A 17,578-nucleotide genomic window follows, 5' to 3' on the forward strand; every position below is an offset into this window, starting at 1 on the left:
GATAAATCTTTCCTGGTCTATACCTCACACCTTCTTAACGAGAGCATCCCACTTTGATGAGCTTCCCATTTAAACGATAAGTCACTTGACCACAAACGAAACCCGCCGACTTAGGTTCTACATAAGTCCGTGCGGGTGGATTTTGTTTATCTAGCTGCGATTTCCAGTTGCCAGATATTTTATTTAAACTAGGATATTTTTTTAAAAACTGAGAATCTGCAACGATATCGTGACGGCCTTTAACACTTATCTTTGAACTGTTCAAGTAAATATTATAATCATAAACAACGTTGTTATTTTTAGTATTATTATTAATATTCTTTCCAGGAAAACCATAGAGAATATTCCTTAAAATTCTGACATCAGATGACGTATGGGCAAATATTTGTCCTCCCTTAATTTCTGGACTCTGATTATTTAAAACAGCAGTATTATTTACAATATCAACATGATCGCTTAAATATGTATGAATGCCTGAACCACCATTATTAAATGTAAGATTGTTTTGAACTAAAGTACGTCCTATATAGGGAGTCAACTTTGAGTCTTGCCGCTCATTTCTTGAACCATCAATAATAATACCATTCCCGTCTGATATCTTGCCAACTTCAATCCAAGGGACGTACATGCGATTGTTGTAAACCTTGTTGTTGGTAACAAACATTTTGTATCCCCGATTATTGTCAGAATTCCAATTGTGCAACATTGAAATACCACTAGAACCATAAATACCATACCAGGCATTATCGAACACAGTGTTATTATCCACCGTCACATAATCGGACTCCATTACTGCAATCCCTCCTCCTCCGCATTTGTGTACTTTGTTGTTCAAGATACGAACGTGACGAACATGACCATTGATTCGTCCGTCAACATTTATGCAGTTTCCGTTTGTAAGCTTGTTTGTTCTGTTAGTCTTCTGACTTAATGCATAATCAAGAGTAATATTGTCATTGTTTCCTATAACCTCTAACCCATTGATCTCGATATATGAAGCTCGATGTGAAATTGCAACACCATTCCATGTATTGTGTTTAATTTTTGGGAAATGACCAGGATATGCTTTATACCTAATCCATGCGTTTGCAGTTCCAGAACGTTTAATACTTACTGCACTCCCAGCTTGGGGTAAATTTGTGTATACTCCGTTCATAATCAATACTGTATCGCCAGGGTTAGTTATATCTGCTGCCCTTTGAATTGTCCTAAAAGCGGATGAAGTAGAAACTCCGCTATTTTTATCATTTCCATTACCACTAACATAGTATGTTTTCGGAGTCGTCTTAGCGCTGATTAGCTCACGGTTGGGTAGGATCGCTTCATTGTAAGTGGACACCTGACGAACATTTTCGTTTTCAACTGAAGACACTTTTATTTTGTCTCCTTCAATTAAAAGACCCAAGACCACGGGAATTGCAAGATAGGCGCTTAATCTGAAACCGTGAGTTACCACAAGAAAAGGCTCCTTTATCAGCAGTACTTAATAAAAATATCAGGATATTCACTAATTTTAACTACTATTTTGTATAAAGATTATGATAAGATTACCTTCCTAATTCCCGCGACTTCTATCTTGCCCATAGGCTTGCCAAGCCAAATCTACCAATCCATCAACGATCGCAGCTGCAACAACTGCATTACCTTTGCGACTCTCGATTGTAATATGGGGCACTAAGGAGTCTTGTAAACGCCCCTTCGCTTCATCAACATCAACGAATCCCACTGGAGTCGCAATTACCAAAGCAGGTCTAATTTCCTCAGCTTCAATTAAATCTACCAGTGCTGTTAGCGCTGTTTGCGCTTGACCCACCACAAAAATGCCCTCTGGATAACGCTTTGCTAAGGTTTCAATTCCCCATGCTGCCCGAGTTTTTTCTTTTTGAGGTCGTGTCAAAGCTTCCATGCTGCAATACACAGGATTAGCAAAGGTGTTTTGAATCTCAGATGCAATACCTACTTGTACCATCGGAACATCTACCACAATGGTGGTACGCGCAGCTAGTGCTGCTGCTCCTGCTTGCAAGGCACGCTCAGAGAAACGAATCAAAGACTTATACTCAAAGTCGGCTGTAGAGTATATTACTCGACGCACGATCTCATATTCTGCGGGTGAAAAGACATGATTTTCAATTTCGTTATCGATGATTGCTAAACTTTGAGCATCAGTTACGTGCCATTCCATTTTCGTTGAGCTTCTTAAATATTAGCTTTCAGCTTATCAGCTCCAGGGAGTTAGGAGTAGAGACGCGATTAATCACGTCTCTACAAGAGTTAGGAGTTAATTAAAAACTCATAACTCATTACTGGAAGAAGGTCGACTGAAAACAGGAGAAAGATAGGCAACCAAAACACCAATCATAAAGCCAGATATATTGCGAACTAGAGGTAGCCAGTCATTTGTGCGCGTCACTACTGGCCCAATGCCAAAGGCGATAAATAAGATTCCCCACAAAGGTGAGAAAATTAAAGCCCATTGCCAGGCAAAAATTTGTCCTTTCTCACGGGGTTGAGCCGCAAATCCACAAATTATCCCACCAATCACTGAGGTAATCAAAGTAAGAATCCATTGCTCTCGCGGTAGTCCGGGAACAACGTTGCAACCACCTTTGAGCAAACAGCCTTTAACTGATTCTAAAGCTTGCAAAATAGCTTGGTCTTCGCCTTGTTCGCGGACAAAGTACAAATTACCAAAGCGGGTTTGCAGTTCTATCCAGAATGTTCTGGGTAAAAGTTCATAAACAGCATCACCGACACTAAAGCTGAGAATGTTACCACCACGAGAATCGGCAACTAATAAAATGCTTTTGTCATCCAAACCCCAATATTTGATCACTGCCCGACCTGGGGTGCGGTCATACTGAGTCAATACTCGCAGTTTCCAGCCCGTATCGGCTTCAAACTGTTCTAAATCTTTGACCAGCTTTTCTTCTTGCAGCACAGGCAGAGATTTAGCTAAGTCTACAACTGGGGTAAAGGTGTTAGGGAGTAAGTCAGGATTGTCATAAGCCAGGGCTGGGGGAGAATGCATGACCCAAATTGACCCAGCCAGGAAAAATACTGCAATAGATACGAGAATTCGCCGCCAAAAACAAGATTGCATGGACGTTTTTATATAAATATCAACGGTAGAAGTGAACAAGTTGTTTTAAAAGAGTACTAGAAAAATGATAGTTCTTTACACTTGTTTACTTTACTCTAATCTAAGGGATCAAAGCAAAACGTTTTTGGGAATTGGGGACTAGACAGTAGCATTAATGGAGTTTTAATATAAAGTGCATTTTGTCAATCAGTTAAAATACTCAAAATTGACTAAGCTATAACGGAGTTACCTATACAATAGAAGGAGAATAATTTAGAGGTGAGAGATGACTAACAAAGAATTATTAATCCAAGAAATAGAAACGTTACCGCCAGAGTTGCTAATAGAAGCGCTCGATTTGATACGTTCTATTAAGGTTAACTATACAAACAAAGAGTTGAAACCAGGTAAGCTTGAATCTATCCCTTTAAGCGATTATACAGAAACTTCTAGCGATCAAGAGCAACTTACATACCGTCCTGCTTCAGGACGCTCCATCCTTCGACACGCTGGCACTTGGGAAGGTAACGACTTTGAAGAATGCCTTCAAGCAGTATATGCTACTCGTGGTCAAGCTAAATTTGATGACGAAAACCTATTTTAATAATGTATTTACTCGATACAAATCATTGTAGTGCCATTATTTTAGGCGAACCAAATGTTATTCGTCGTGTGAATGAAGTTGGAGAAAATAATATTGCCACTTGTGTAATTGTCCAGGGTGAATTGACATTCATGATGGAAAAATCCCAACGCAAGGAAAATAATTTAGTTCGCTTGAGAGAATTTTTAGAAGATATTCGTATTTACCATATAACAGAGCAAACAGCAACAGTTTACGGTCAAATTAAGGCAGCTTTATTCAATCAATTTGCACCCAAAGATAAAAACAAGTGGCGAAAAACTAAAATTGTTAATTTGGGTTTTGATGAAAATGACATTTGGATAGCTGCTGTTGCACTGCAAAATAATTTAACTGTTGTTTCAAGTGATAGTGACTTTTTGCGAATTCAACAGGTGAGAACCTTTTCGCTGGAATCTTGGGTTTGATTTGCAGCATAAACCTATAGCTTTATAATTAACTTTACAGCACCCATTTTTTAACTAGCGTTAAAATACAGCTATCTCCAATTAAAATATATGGTGCAAAGGCTGTGTTTTCATTCCAGTCATTAACAAGAGAATAAAAAGTAATCTCACAGTTAGATTTAAGAAATAATCTTTTTGTTATTGTCTCAAAGAAAATTTCAAAATTAGGCTGATTCCTAAACCAAGAATTTCTCAAATTCTCAAATTTATCTTTACTAAAACATTCCGCTCGACGATAAATGTCCAATTCATCCCAATAATATGTACCCAGTATATTTTCTACCTCTGGATATAAATATTTGCCAAATTCACACAAATTGACAACATTACGGGTGCGAATGTAGCCTTTATCAAAACTCCGATATCCGCTACGTTTTGCAAATACTTTTAAATCACCTATTCCACTGTCCCAAGATTCATCATATTGGCTATTAAGGGTATCTACAAATTTACGAACAACTTTGTATGTACTTGGTTCTTGACAAAAATTTGGGAACAAGCACATTTCTCCTAAAAAGACTGCTTCATTAAAATATGCTTCACCCGTTCTGCCAAATTGATCAATACAATGCCAAAGTTTATCCATAAACAAAGCTCACTTTTTTTAAGCTGATAAAATAGCAAGTTTTGATATTGCATAAGGAAGATAAGCAATACGCCATACCATTTTTTGGTCAATCTTCGTCATCGAAATTGGTTTCCCAGTTAGCAACGTCATCGTAACCTTCGTTAGCGCGGTATACTTCTGCTTTTACGCGACGATTTTCTTGCCTTAGCACTTCTCGTTCTCGCAACGTTAGTGGTGGTTGTTCATTGCTTGGCAAGCGATCGCTATTTCGCCTCGGAGGTTTTGGGCGTGTGAAGTTTCTCCAAGCAGCTTTCGCACCAACAAAGATGCTACGTGTAGTTACTTGCAGATTTTGAGCCTGAATTCTTGCACTATCAAGGCTTTGATCGACTTGCTTGGCTACTTGACTGGCACTTTTTACACCTTCACTGACATCATCAGTTAAATCAGTTATTTCTAAGCCAGTCACACGGATAGCTTCTAGAGTGGGCGGTAACTCCCGTGAGAGGGTATCGAATAGCTTTTCTGCACTGCGAGCCGCGCGTGCTAACTCCTGCAAAGCCGGTATTGCCGCCACTAAAACCGCAGTTAAGCTTGTGGCGACTAAAAGTAAGGAGAGTCCCAACCAAAACAGGGGATCAATCACGATAATGTCATTTATGAGCGTTCTAATTGCTGGGGAAGATAATCTGAGTCTTCAGGTGATGTTTGCCGCTTTAAGATTTGGCTTTCCTTCTGAGTGGCATCTACACCTGCTGCGATCGCTTCCCGTAATCGATCTAAAGTCTCATCCCAGTTCTTTAGTGCGCCGGCAGAGAGACGATCTGCTTGGATTTGCACACTCGTTGATAAATCTTCAGCCAATTCTGGGATAGCATTAGCTGATTTCTTCAAAATTTTACGTGTTTCGCGCCCTGTACGTGGAGCCACAAGCAAACCGGTTAAAGCACCGATGGTAGCTCCCAGCATCAAACCGCCAAAAAATACTCCAGAACGGTTATTAGACATATTGTTGTTTATCTCCTTAAATCTATTTTAGGTGGGTTTTCTCTCCTTGCAAGGCTGACTGATTTTATTCAGTTAATCTATCCTGACAAAATCTCAGCCAAAAATGTTGCTTTTATTCATTAAACATTAAAAACATTAATTATTTATAATTCAAAACTCCTTGTGTCCCTGGTCTACCGGATCTTTTTGCCCTCATGTCAGCCCTAATTATAAATGTTCATGTGAACTTGACATAACTCATTTTGCAACAATTTTTTTCCCGGATATTAACTCTAGCCTCCAAAAATAACGCCGCCAGATTTTCTGTCCTTGTAAAAGTAGACTGATAATTTGTCGCACTTGTTGAATTTGTATTTGTAGCGCTTGATTTTTCTGCCGTAAATTATAAATATTCTCCTGGCTGAAATAAATATTTTCGGGTGCTTTATTCAATGCTGCATGAGTATAAGCTTCATAGATGATTAACTTATCTGCTATGTATGTTAGCTGCTGCTTGAGTTGCTGCACTCGCCAAACCACATAGAGTAGTATCAGCGAAATGACAATATTAACGAGAATAACTAAAATTACCATTGTTTATCTTCACCAATATCAGCTTTGACGAATTGTTCTATGTACTGGACTACGAATTTTAGATATTAGATTTTTTGGTTCACACTCAAAAAATCGCCAATTCGCCAATTTTGTAACAACTATATGCCCACACCTCACAAAACCACAGCTACAATTGCCTTAGATTCACGACTCGGTTTGCGAAATCAACCCGTATGCTCAAAAAGCCCCAGCATTACTACTCGCTACTTCAGCTGATCATTCTAGTCAATTTGCGAGCTTTGCGGAATCTAAGGATAATGGCATAGCCCTTCAACATCGGGTGAGAGAACTACACTACACTCCCGATCGCAGGCTTCCCAGCATCACCTTTATTATTGTGCTACTGCCTCTACCAGTTTTCCAGTTTGTCGTGTGAAGTTCACTAAAATTTTGTCTGCAAAATCTTACCAATGCTTAAATCAGCAAAACTTGCTGGATGTGCGCTGGGGAAAGGGAAAGTAGAGAAAGAGAGAGTCTATCAATTCCTCCTCCCTTATACAATTTTCCTAGCCGATGGCTTGCTTCATTGAAGGCTTTCCCCCTAATATTTCGCAATCGGTTACTAATAATGATTATTTTTTCTATATATCCAGTAGGACGTGAGGATGTCAAAAAAATTACCATCAGCTAATTTATTACGAGTCATTTTTGTTGCTTTGACAATTGGATTTGTTGGGTGTGGAAATCAAGCTGCAAGAACTACATTCACTGAAACTACCGCCCAGGTAAATGAGAATCTTCCTCAAGTTGTAGCAACGACAAGTATATTATGTGACTTAACCAAACAAGTTGCTGGGAATACAGTTAACCTCACTTGCTTAATTGAACCTAGTGCCAATCCTCGCGTTTATAAACCAAAGCCAGAAGATCGTAGAGCCATTGAGCAAGCTAATCTCATTCTCTATAGTGGCTATAATTTAGAACCAAATCTGATCAAATTAATTAAAGCAACTAAAAATCCTGCGCCGAAAATAGCTGTCGGACAACTTGCGGTATCTAAGCCAGAAAAATTTCAGAAAGATAGCAAGATTTTAATTAATCCTCATCTTTGGCATAATACTAAGAATACTATCAGAATGGTGGAGGTAATTAATAGTAATCTGAGAAAATTAGAATCTAGTAATGCAGCGAATTATCAGAGCAACACCAAAAAAATCACAAATGAACTGACTCAACTAGATAGTTGGATTAAGTCAAGAATTACGAGTATTCCGACCAATAAACGTAAGTTAGTTACAACCTCTAATGCACTGAGTTATTACGCCAAAGCATACGGTATTCCATTAGCAGGGGGATTACAAGGTATTAATAGTAGCCAAAACTTGACACCTAAACAAGTTAGAAATTTAGTTACAAATATTAAAGGGGCTAAAGTCTCAACAATTTTCCCTGAAACGGCAAGTAACGAGAATTCACTTCAATCTGTAGCAAGAGTTGCTGAAGTGAAAATTTCTGATAGAAAGTTATACGTTGAGGGACTTGGTGAACCAGGAAGCGAGGCGGACACTTATCAGAAAATGATGATTGCCAATACACGCACAATTATAGAAGGGTTAGGAGGGACGTATTTAATGTTTCAACCGAAAACTGCTAACTAGTTATAAATTCCATTAAAGAATCTGATAAACCGAATTCTTTTAGATTATTTGGATCAACGAAAACTCGGTTTATCAGCCCTTTTTTGAAGAGGAAAAGGCGAATGCTATTTGTCTTTTAATCTAATATCAATAACAGTTGCATTGAAGTTGTAATTAAAGCCTTCCAACTCAAATGGCATTCCAATTTTAACCTTACTGTTACCTAGAACAGGTCCATTTTCTGTTACCTGGGCTTTGCCATCTAGAGTCAAAAGCAAATCTGTACTAAAATTGTTGGTTTTAGGATCTGGTAATTCTTTAACAGTGCCATCAGGTTGGAAAACATTGACTGTTCTGGGTAGCTGTTGAACGGATTTAATCTCAATCTGCCCATAAGGTTGATTGCGGATAATCACATTAGTCTTCCCACCTTTTTTTAAACCTTGGTTAAATAATTGTTCAGGGTCACGGACATTTAAACCACGAACTACTAGGTCTACTTCTATAGGGATTGTTTTCGCACCGACTTGGGCAACAGAACCAGAAGTACCAGGGAAGACAAAGATGCCAAATATAACTAGCAGAATTACTAGGGCAGCACCTAAATCTAGAAGATTAATTTTGCCAAACAAGCGACCTTTTGAATCTAAAATAGCCATAAAAATTTTTCCGAGGTAATAGCGAAGTAATTGATTGTAGCAAGAACGCTTTTGATGGAAACGCCGATTTTTCCTATTTGGTAATAACTCAAAGTGGCTAGCATTGCGGTTATGCGACAGTTTATCACGAGTTCGTGCGATCGTTAACCCTCAAACTTTTGCCCATTAAGATTGATGTACCCAGAAAGTAATATCTCGTGTTTAAGCCTATCTCTAGAGGGAATCTCTAGACCCTCACAATTCGGTAGATTTGCTTAAGTATTACCTATATCAGAACTCATTTGTTCTTGAGTTAAGAATGCAACTTAGAATACTTGAAATCCGTCTCATAATTTATCCCATCACTTTATGTTCTCCCGAAATAATCTTTAAAGCGTATTATGTTGAATTGGAAAGGTTTTGTTGCAAGTTACCGTGTATGGCGGCGTAGCTGGTTTTATCCCCTAATTTCGGTAGTAGTCGCCCTGAGTTTGTGTCTGAGTACACCCTTGCCTGGAAGAGCTTTAGACTTCTTACCTCTTATATTGCAGGGAGTCCAGGTACTTCAGCTTTCTAATATATCCGATCGCCAGGAAACTGATATTGGCAAGCAGATTAATCAGCAAATATTGGGGGGTCAAGTCAAACTTTACCGGAATGCTGAAGTTAATCGCTATGTAGAACAAATTGGTCGGCGGTTAGCAGCTAATAGCGATCGCCCCAAGCTTCCCTTTACCTTTCAAGTGGTTGAAGATGATGCGATTAATGCCTTTGCAACTTTGGGAGGCTATGTATATGTCCACACAGGTTTACTGAAAACCGCAGACAATGAAGCGGAACTTGCAAGTGTCATCGCCCATGAAATTGGTCATATTGGCGGGAAACACTTGGTTAAACAGATGCGGCAAAAAGCGGTCGCTAGTGGTTTAGCAACAGCAACTGGTTTAGATCGCAATACAGCAGTGAATATTGGTGTAGAACTTGCCTTGAATCGTCCTCGCAGTCGTCAAGATGAATTTGATGCCGATCAAAGAGGGCTACGAACCATGACACGCGCCGGGTATGCCCAGTCTGGGATGGTTTCTTTTATGCAAAAGCTACTGAAAAAGGGTGGTTCTACTCCGACATTTTTGAGTACACACCCCGGAACTAGCGATCGCATTGAGGGTCTTAGACGCGCAATCAACTCCCAACCTAGTAATGCAAATTATGGGTTGGATAATGCTAGTTATAAAGCTAATATTCGACCATTAGTAAGGTCTTGAGGGAATGGGGAATGGGAAATGGGGAATGGGGAATTGGGAATGGGAATTGGGGAATTGGGAATTGCTTAGTCTCCTTGTCTCCCTCATTTTCCACATCCTTCCCCTCGCCTGATCTCGAATATTGTTTAATTTTTATTGCGGCGATCAACTTTGATTTTGGCTGGATTAACGGTAATTACAGCCTCTTCTAAAGGAAGGGCACGGATATAATTTTTAAAAATATTAACTTGATAAACCAGGTTATTTGTGACATCTAGTGCGGTCAACCAGCCACTCCGGGGATGATAAGCGCCAGTATCTATGTCTAGCCATCCCTGCCCTTGTGCCAATTTGCCGGGAGAAACACCAGGCAGAGTAAAAGTAATGGTGTGACCGATGATAATGAGCTTATCTGGAAAGTAGGGTTTTTCAATGCTGTGAAATTCCTCTCGTATCCAACAGAGTTGATCGGCAGTTTGTTCTGTGACTAACTTGGAAGGGTCAACACCAGCATGAGTTAACCAAATATCCCCCAAGTCTAGATATGTAGGCAAACTCTTGAACCAATCCAGGTGATCGTCAGGGATTGAAGCCTCGTGATAACTGGCTACGGTAGCTTGCCCCCCACTATACAACCACGCTTGCATTGTCGGAGAGGAAGTTCTTTCATTAGTCAGAATGTTTAATAACATCTGCTCATGATTTCCCAGCAAACATGCGTAGTTATGTCGCTTGACAAAATTAACTACTTGTGAACTATGAGGCCCGCGATCAATTAAGTCTCCCAAAAAATAGATTTGATCGTCTGATGTGGGGGCGATCGCCTCCAACAAAGTCATCAAACCTTCATAGTGGCCATGCACATCCCCAATTACAATTCGTCTGGGGCTAGTTTCGCTCATTGTCTCTTAGCTTCAATAGTTTGGCTAATACTTCTGCTACAGTTTAAGCTGTCTGGTTTCCGTAATAGAAGGTAAAAATACTGAATAAGTTGCATTTTAATTTAATTATTCTCCCAAAAATAAAATATCTTGATTATTCTCTAATAAATAAAATATATTTATGATGAACATAGAATAAGATTCATAGTTCTTAATGCTAAAGAATAAAATCGGCAAATTTGACCCATGTCAGCTTAGAATCGAAGCTATTGCCGTATTGCTCATTTTTTACCTCAACAATGTCTAAGGATTTCTCTGCTGATATTAGTTCGCGCATCTGCAAACACATGAATGACGATCATGCTGATGCCATAGTGATTTATGCTAAAGCTTTTGGTGGTGTGAAGGATGCGTAGGCGTAGCCCGTCGAAGACATCGCAGCACAAATGCTGTCAATTGATGCCCAAGGTATGGATTTAACAGCACAAGTCAACGGTGAAGCTGTACCAGTTCGCATTCAGTTTGATCATGTTTTAGAGGATGCAGAAGATGCCCATCAAACTCTTATTGCAATGGTGAAGCAGGCGCGGGTAAAGGCAAAGTAGAAATTTGGAAGTCCCGAATAGACCGCCATTGCGCTTTATGTTAGCTGTCACCCAGAGATAGCTACCTTTTCCTTGACTACTGCGGCATCAGGCTTGGTTTGAATAATGTCAAACTTCCAGTCTGAAGAGTAATCAGGCAACTCATAGCCAATACTCTTAACATGAGCCAGCATCAATTCATCCCGTTGATGCCAAACTAGAAATATTTTCTCCCTGCCATCATAAAGTGTCTCTAGGTCGATTTGATAAACTTCATTTACCCGCTTTAGTTTCAAGCCCAACAAATTTAAGAGTCGGCTGAGTATTTTTATCGCCGAAACCTGCTCTTTATCTCCAACTAAATTAATACCAAGCGCCCTTTTAATATGCTTACTATGTTGAAAAACAACGTTTTTAAGCATTATCAAATCTGGATTACTCTCAGTAAACTCTCGTTCTGCTTCGAGAAACTGAAGCATTCCCAAAGCTCTCATTGCTTCAACTTTAAGCGTGTAAGTTTTTAAATCTGGTAGAAAAACTTTCCCTTCACCCCAAGACAATTGCTGATGCCATTCTTGCTGATCTCTGACGTGAAAATACTCGCTCTCATGAGTTAGATAATAATGAATTAACAATTGACGATAATATCCTTGATCGTCTTGCAACTTCAGGCAAGGAGTGACTTCTACACCATACCTTTGTCTGAGAACATATTTATTGACTTGGTTACGTTCTCCATCAGTCAGGGAATGCTTCACTAATAGCTGCTCATATTCTACATAATTGATATCTTTAGCATTAGCTACAGCAGTTGCCACTGATAGTTGATTTTGCTGCTTAATCTCTTTAATTTTGCGTTTAATATCTTTAGCTTTTTGGCGGCTTTGCGCCCAATCTTTCTGAACTTTGACAATTTCTAAAATTAATCTTCTGCGGGTAGCTGAATCATCAGCATCAGTTGCCAAAAACGCAAGGCGTAAATCTCGAATAATATTATTGTGAACAGCATTACTCCGCATCTGAATTTGATGTCCATCAGCAATCAAACCATCTTGCATAGATTGACGATAGAGGCGAATAGAAGCATTTACCCGTGCAGATAACTTAGCCCAAGTTCGCAAATGAATCGGGTCATGAACTAAAGGTAAATCCACATCTATTTTGTGTAATGGACTAAGCAAAGCTAAGTTTTCTTTTTGATTTTCTTGATACCAGTCAGATAGCAAGCGATAATTTGTACTACCACTACCAATTAAGCCAATACCTCGTTTAGCGCACCAGACAACACGCGGCACATCATCCCGCACTCTTGCTAATGCTTGTCTTGCTTCCGAGTCAGGAATTACCCCTTGAAAAATGCCATAAACTCGGTCGAAATGTTGGACATCAATACTAATTCCTGTACCAAGGCTAGGAGTAACAAAAACGCCGTCATATTCAGAGATTTTTTGATTGATTGCTGCAATAAAATCAACCGCTTCGTGGCCAGGTGTGTTTGTAGTGTGGCTACTAACTACCAAAGTTTTGGGAAATTGCCTTCGTAATTTTTGTAACCGTTCTTTGAGATAACGTTCGATTGTTTCACAACTATAACGCCCAGCGCGACTATCAGTAGTAACATAACATTTACGTCCAGCAAGTAAATCTAATTCCAGTTGGTGAATTAGCGGTGTTGGGTTCGGCGAATCGTAAAAAGTTACATCCCAACCTTGTTGAGGCTTCCATTGGTTGAGAACTACCCAAGGGGTTAATTTAATTCCGGCTAATCCCTGTAGATATTCAAGTGATACATCTGATAAATCAGCATCTTGGGCAATTACTGAACCCCCAGTTGTTAAAACTGTAGAAATTAGCTGCTGGAATAATTTTAATATTTTTACACGTTTATATTTACAAGTATTACTGTTTAGTAGATGCCACAAAGATTGCTCTACTTCATCTAAAATTATTATTGCCCCGTGCCAATTTTCAGGATTAAGTTTCCAAATGGAATCAACGCACAGTCCAAGGGATTGCTGTGGAGAAAGTGAACGGAGGATAGGAGGAGCAGGGGTAAGTGTTTTATTAATCCTTTTATCCCCATCTTCTTTATGCGTTCCCCATTGAATACCGATTTTTTCACACAAAAATCTTCCTAGTAGAATTCTGTGAGTAATTAATAAAACGGGTTGATTTCTAATTTTTGCTTGCTTAACAACAGCTTGCAACGATGTAGTTTTACCTGTTCCTTTTGCAGACTTGACTCCTACTAACCCAGAAGTTGGAAAAGGAATTTCACCTATATAAGGGCGATTCAATGTGAGACTAGGAGGAATGGTTAACTCTGTATGGGGTTTGGTTTGAGCAAGATAAATTTCTAAGTCAACACTTTGGCGATAAATTTTCTCGAAACTAGTTGCACCTTTTGCAACCATAAACTCATCAACCCCTTTTTCTATCCCTGGGAGTTCTATGACTTTTACAGAGCAATTTTTTTGCTGGAATAAACAACCAAGTTGAGAAATAGCATTATTTACAGCAGCAATTGTTTTAGGTTGAGTTTCAAAATCAAAACAAATATAAAAGCTACGTTTTGTAATTGCAAAAACTGCTAAGTCGGGAATCAACTGACGACGCGTAACTTTGCCAAATTCATCTTTAACAACCCGATAACCACTGGTAATTCCGGGAATAGCAATAGCTGCATATCCTTGTGACAACAGCGTTGCTGCTTTCTTTACACCCTCGCAAAGAATGAGGGGAATGTTATATTGCATCACCCATTGCCAAAAGTCTCTAGCTTCACCATCAGCAGTAATGGTTATATTGTCAGGCATGACCAGATTGTAACGTGCAGCAACTTGCTGCCATACTTGCAACGTCACTCGCAAACAAAATACCCGCGTTGGCGTGCTGGGGGGATGCTCGTATTTGATAGATTTACCATTGTGATTCTGTCGGGGTTGGTTTGGCTTAAAGCATCCCCATTCCATCACTTGCCAGTTATTTAAAGGGTCTAGCCCCGAACACCACCAACCCCCTTCAGTAATATGAGCATAACGCTGCAACCATCCACTTTTCACCATTCCGGTATTGGTGCGAGGGAGTAGCTCAGAAATCAATAGGTACTCATAAGCGGTTACGCCTTGGAGTGACCTGAAATTGAGTTGCACTAGGTGTAAGTCTATACCACTACTCTTGACTAATTCCTCAAGGTGTTGGGGGTGTAAATAGTGCAGATGCATAGGGAAAGACCGGAAGAAAAGACAACTGAGATTAAAACATTAACATGCATCTGCTTTTTTTATATAAGAGATATTGCGAGGCTTTTATGATGCTTTTTTTACTTCGTCATGGAAGGCACATCGGTTAAGTCTCTAGTGGGTTATTCTGCCTATTGGATCCCCAAAGTAATAATTTTGTATTGTGATATTTGTTCGATTTTAATTTTAATTTATCAGTAAATCTTTGCGTAAAGGAATGCGATCGCTAGAGGGGTTGCAGCAGCGATCGCCATAGGGTAACATCTTCATTTACGTTCAACAAAAACTTTACACTCAGCATCCACCTACTACCACGCCTCATGTTTAGGGTGTGGCATCTCTGATGAATCAAGATAAAAACCTCACTCCAAAGGTGGGCTAACAAAGGTTTGAGATAGGCAAGGCTATTAATTTTTCTTTCGCAAACAAGACTAATACAGATAACTTGACGTAACACTTTTACCCAAGTAGCACGGTAACTTCAAATTTTGATTGGAGGTAAAATAGACAACAACTTTTCAAATAATTTCAATCTGCTTATAAACCCTTTGCTTTTAGTTGCGAATGTAGGAAATATGGCTTTATACTTTTTGAGTATACCGTGTGCTTGTTTCATCACTGGCTATTTTTTATTAAAAAAAAGTAATAATGAAATCTCACATTTAGTAGCTGTGTTTGCAGCTATCAGCCTGATTTTGGGTTTAATGTTAGCTCCTTGGCAGATTTTACTTCTACTATTAATTTTTATTCTTATCAATACAAGCTACGAATACTACACAAGCAAGGTAGTTAACAGGGAAATACAATATCCACAACAGCCAGTTGCCAAATCTGAACCAGATTATAATTTAATCTACCGTGGGGCTTCCTATCGTGCTGATCTTGATGCTAAATCAAATGAATTAACCGTACCATTAGTAACCCATAAATTGAGCTTTAGGGGATGTACTTATTTTGTTCGCGCTGATCCTAATGCCCAATCGGCTGGAACAATTACACCACCAGTAACCTATAAATTGAGCTTTAGGGGAAGCAGCTATTCTATAAACAGAACTACACACAAAGAAATTAAATAGCAAAGAGTGTAGTAAAAGCAACTCAAATCATTTGTAAAGCATACCTAATTCAACGCTGGACAAAAAAGCCTATTTTGAAAGATAGGGGCTATGAGTTACGTTTTAAAGTTCTAGCTTTTGCTCTTTCCAAAGCAGTTAACAGACGGACTGCATTTTTAGGTGAACGAAGTAAATGAGATGTTTCTAGTAAACTATCTAGTTCATCAACAGCAATTAGGGCGACGTTTTCGCCTTCTTGTCGCGTGATAATTACCACTTCTCTATCTGCAACTACTTGATTGCAGAGTTCGGCTAAGTTGTTACGAGCATCAGTCAAGTTTGTCTGCTTGGACATGGTGGGAAATTTCCTAATGCTGTAGGCTTTACAGTAGATAATAGCTTGGCTGGTTGGAGGCGCGATCGCTATTGGCTTTTCTTCATCTAATGTCAAAACAACAGATTATCCTTATATCTTTCACTTTAAGCCAAGATTAGTTTATCTCACATCTCAAAAATTGAATAAATTTCTCTAATCCTTTAAAAATATCAGGGTAATTTGTTTGCACTTGTATCTCTTCTTCTAGCTCTGGAAACTCATCTAATATGTCTTCATTTGCAATATTCAAATAAAATGTAATAGTAAGAATAATTTTTTCTAGATCATCTATTGAAATAGGATTTGAAGGTTGAGAAATGGAATAGGGACTTATATGGACAAAATTGGAGAGATACTTATATAAAAAGCTGTATCTTTTATTAATCTTTTCTTTATCCTGCTCACATACAGAATTAATTTTTACTAATCTGCTTAAAAGTACATCATAATGGTTTATGAAGCATCCATTAGCCTTGATCACAGCTTTATCGAAATCCTCGGAAAATAAATCTTTACATTTTCCATCCTTAAGAAGATTTTTATATTTTTCATTTTGTAATTCTATTTGTTTATAATATTCATTTTTATTAATTTTGTTTTTTAATTCATATAATTGTTCTCCTAGCTCTTTTAAGTCCGTTTGTTCTCTTACCTGTTTTAAGTCAGTCGCTTTTAATCGCCTAATCATTTCTTGTCTTTCCAAAATATCATGTATTTCAAACATGAGAAATCTAAATTGAAACTCGGACTCATTAATATCAGCAGATGTTAAATAATAAAACGTTTTGTAAGACTCAATTATGCTTCTTGTTAAAATTGCTACCGATGAAAAATCAACAAGATTTGGATTGTCAATATTTTGATTTAAAATGCGAAAAATAGTTGTGCTGGTAGACTTCATTCTACATAAAATATGATGCCTTAATTTATTTTTATCATCTAATTTTTCATAAGTCTTATTCAAAAAATTAAAAACTTGATTAGTTAGATTCAGAGATGACTTAAAAATTTCTAATAGTTCTGAGTAATTCATAGTTATTACTTTGGTAAATGTTCGTTAGTTAAATTTAATCTTTCTCATATTTCATAATTAAAAGAAAAAAGATTTTGGTAAAGATTATACATAACTTCTCACCCCTCAATCTTATCAATTAAACTCTAAACTAAGCTCCAACAGCTTCTTTAGCGGCGTACAACACCTCAGCGTTGATTTCTTTGAAACTGCAATCGCAATTCAATTTATTGATGCTGCGCTAGATTTATATTCAGTTACGTCAAATCATTGCTGAATAGGACGTAAAACTTCTAATTCACTAGGATGAGTTAAAATTTTGCCTAATGGCTCACTGAAATAAACAACTTGATAATTAGGTGCAAGTTCTGTTTGCAATACCTTCCAAAGACTAATTCCTTCTTCTTCAAAAGCCACTTCAGCCTCTGCACTCAAATCTGGTGAGTTAGCAGGATCTTGCCAATTTAATGTTGCATTATAATCAGCCGCCCATTTTCTCAGATGGCTAATGGTTTCTTGACTGAGGGGCAGTTTTGCTGGATCGATATTACCAACCTTATCAGCATCTGCCCACCATAAAGGGTCGCACCCATAATCAGCCATTAGTTTAATCTTTACTGCCATAGCT

Annotated in this window: 19 protein-coding genes and 1 pseudogene; 6 read left to right on the top strand and 14 right to left on the bottom strand. The window is 38.4% G+C overall.

What is annotated here, in order from left to right; all coding sequences use genetic code 11:
* Positions 1 to 34 precede the first annotated feature (34 nt).
* From VB732_RS26960 to VB732_RS26970, 3 genes are all read right to left on the bottom strand, one after another.
* Complete coding sequence (locus VB732_RS26960) at positions 35 to 1,456, bottom strand: right-handed parallel beta-helix repeat-containing protein (protein WP_323233946.1); 1,422 nt, start codon at positions 1,454 to 1,456, stop codon at positions 35 to 37.
* Positions 1,457 to 1,555: 99 nt separating this feature from the next.
* Complete coding sequence (locus VB732_RS26965; RefSeq protein WP_323233947.1) at positions 1,556 to 2,185, bottom strand: precorrin-8X methylmutase; 630 nt, start codon at positions 2,183 to 2,185, stop codon at positions 1,556 to 1,558.
* A gap of 108 nt (positions 2,186 to 2,293) precedes the next feature.
* Entirely contained in the window at positions 2,294 to 3,103 is an 810-nt protein-coding gene (locus VB732_RS26970) for a TPM domain-containing protein (protein ID WP_323233948.1), read from the bottom strand.
* Positions 3,104 to 3,368: 265 nt separating this feature from the next.
* On the opposite strand from VB732_RS26970, the gene VB732_RS26975 reads away from it, so the two are divergent.
* Together VB732_RS26975 and VB732_RS26980 are read left to right on the top strand one after the other, a co-directional pair.
* Positions 3,369 to 3,686: a DUF2281 domain-containing protein gene (locus tag VB732_RS26975; RefSeq protein WP_323233949.1), complete on the top strand. Its 318-nt coding sequence runs from the start codon at positions 3,369 to 3,371 to the stop codon at positions 3,684 to 3,686.
* Between the two features lie 2 nt (positions 3,687 to 3,688).
* Entirely contained in the window at positions 3,689 to 4,132 is a 444-nt protein-coding gene (locus VB732_RS26980) for a PIN domain-containing protein (protein ID WP_323233950.1), read from the top strand.
* Positions 4,133 to 4,166: 34 nt separating this feature from the next.
* On the opposite strand, the gene VB732_RS26985 is transcribed toward VB732_RS26980, so the two are convergent.
* The 4 genes from VB732_RS26985 to VB732_RS27000 form a co-directional block, all read right to left on the bottom strand.
* Positions 4,167 to 4,757: a hypothetical protein gene (locus tag VB732_RS26985; protein WP_323233951.1), complete on the bottom strand. Its 591-nt coding sequence runs from the start codon at positions 4,755 to 4,757 to the stop codon at positions 4,167 to 4,169.
* An 88-nt stretch (positions 4,758 to 4,845) separates the two neighbouring features.
* Entirely contained in the window at positions 4,846 to 5,385 is a 540-nt protein-coding gene (locus VB732_RS26990; protein WP_323233952.1) for a DUF948 domain-containing protein, read from the bottom strand.
* An 11-nt stretch (positions 5,386 to 5,396) separates the two neighbouring features.
* Positions 5,397 to 5,747, bottom strand: a complete 351-nt coding sequence (locus VB732_RS26995; protein ID WP_323233953.1) for a YtxH domain-containing protein — start codon at positions 5,745 to 5,747, stop codon at positions 5,397 to 5,399.
* Positions 5,748 to 5,984: 237 nt separating this feature from the next.
* On the bottom strand, positions 5,985 to 6,320 hold the full coding sequence (locus VB732_RS27000) for a hypothetical protein (protein WP_323233954.1): 336 nt from the start codon (positions 6,318 to 6,320) through the stop codon (positions 5,985 to 5,987).
* 626 nt (positions 6,321 to 6,946) lie between these two features.
* Between VB732_RS27000 and VB732_RS27005 the strand changes: the two genes are divergently transcribed.
* Positions 6,947 to 7,939 (top strand): metal ABC transporter solute-binding protein, Zn/Mn family, encoded by a 993-nt coding sequence (locus tag VB732_RS27005; protein WP_323233955.1) that lies wholly within the window; start codon positions 6,947 to 6,949, stop codon positions 7,937 to 7,939.
* Between the two features lie 104 nt (positions 7,940 to 8,043).
* Here VB732_RS27005 and VB732_RS27010 read toward each other — a convergent pair whose 3' ends face one another.
* Positions 8,044 to 8,577 carry a DUF4330 domain-containing protein gene (locus tag VB732_RS27010; RefSeq protein WP_323233956.1) on the bottom strand — a complete coding sequence of 178 codons (534 nt, stop codon included), beginning with the start codon at positions 8,575 to 8,577 and terminating at the stop codon, positions 8,044 to 8,046.
* A gap of 380 nt (positions 8,578 to 8,957) precedes the next feature.
* Between VB732_RS27010 and VB732_RS27015 the strand changes: the two genes are divergently transcribed.
* Positions 8,958 to 9,821 (top strand): M48 family metallopeptidase, encoded by an 864-nt coding sequence (locus VB732_RS27015; protein WP_323233957.1) that lies wholly within the window; start codon positions 8,958 to 8,960, stop codon positions 9,819 to 9,821.
* Positions 9,822 to 9,946: 125 nt separating this feature from the next.
* Here VB732_RS27015 and VB732_RS27020 read toward each other — a convergent pair whose 3' ends face one another.
* Entirely contained in the window at positions 9,947 to 10,702 is a 756-nt protein-coding gene (locus VB732_RS27020) for a metallophosphoesterase family protein (protein WP_323233958.1), read from the bottom strand.
* A gap of 278 nt (positions 10,703 to 10,980) precedes the next feature.
* On the opposite strand from VB732_RS27020, the pseudogene VB732_RS27025 reads away from it, so the two are divergent.
* A pseudogene (locus VB732_RS27025) lies at positions 10,981 to 11,286 on the top strand (DUF2470 domain-containing protein).
* A 47-nt stretch (positions 11,287 to 11,333) separates the two neighbouring features.
* Here the strand turns inward: VB732_RS27025 and VB732_RS27030 are convergent.
* Both VB732_RS27030 and VB732_RS27035 read right to left on the bottom strand, forming a co-directional pair.
* A complete protein-coding gene (locus VB732_RS27030; RefSeq protein ID WP_323233959.1) occupies positions 11,334 to 14,489 on the bottom strand; it encodes a plasmid replication protein, CyRepA1 family in 3,156 nt (1,051 codons plus the stop codon).
* 244 nt (positions 14,490 to 14,733) lie between these two features.
* Positions 14,734 to 14,964 (bottom strand): hypothetical protein, encoded by a 231-nt coding sequence (locus VB732_RS27035; protein WP_323233960.1) that lies wholly within the window; start codon positions 14,962 to 14,964, stop codon positions 14,734 to 14,736.
* Between the two features lie 31 nt (positions 14,965 to 14,995).
* Here VB732_RS27035 and VB732_RS27040 point away from each other — a divergent pair, with 31 nt between their 5' ends.
* Entirely contained in the window at positions 14,996 to 15,583 is a 588-nt protein-coding gene (locus tag VB732_RS27040; protein WP_323233961.1) for a hypothetical protein, read from the top strand.
* An 88-nt stretch (positions 15,584 to 15,671) separates the two neighbouring features.
* Here the strand turns inward: VB732_RS27040 and VB732_RS27045 are convergent, their stop codons facing one another.
* From VB732_RS27045 to VB732_RS27055, 3 genes are all read right to left on the bottom strand, one after another.
* Complete coding sequence (locus VB732_RS27045; RefSeq protein WP_323233962.1) at positions 15,672 to 16,013, bottom strand: type II toxin-antitoxin system prevent-host-death family antitoxin; 342 nt, start codon at positions 16,011 to 16,013, stop codon at positions 15,672 to 15,674.
* Positions 16,014 to 16,053: 40 nt separating this feature from the next.
* The gene (locus VB732_RS27050) at positions 16,054 to 16,971 is read right to left on the bottom strand and encodes a DUF5677 domain-containing protein (protein ID WP_323233963.1); all 918 of its coding nucleotides are present in this window, start codon (positions 16,969 to 16,971) and stop codon (positions 16,054 to 16,056) included.
* A gap of 246 nt (positions 16,972 to 17,217) precedes the next feature.
* Positions 17,218 to 17,574, bottom strand: coding sequence for a hypothetical protein (locus VB732_RS27055; protein ID WP_323233964.1), 357 nt, complete (start codon positions 17,572 to 17,574; stop codon positions 17,218 to 17,220).
* Between the last annotated feature and the right edge of the window lie 4 nt (positions 17,575 to 17,578).

This window comes from Nostoc sp. UHCC 0252 (assembly GCF_034931145.1).
Classification (GTDB): domain Bacteria; phylum Cyanobacteriota; class Cyanobacteriia; order Cyanobacteriales; family Nostocaceae; genus Nostoc.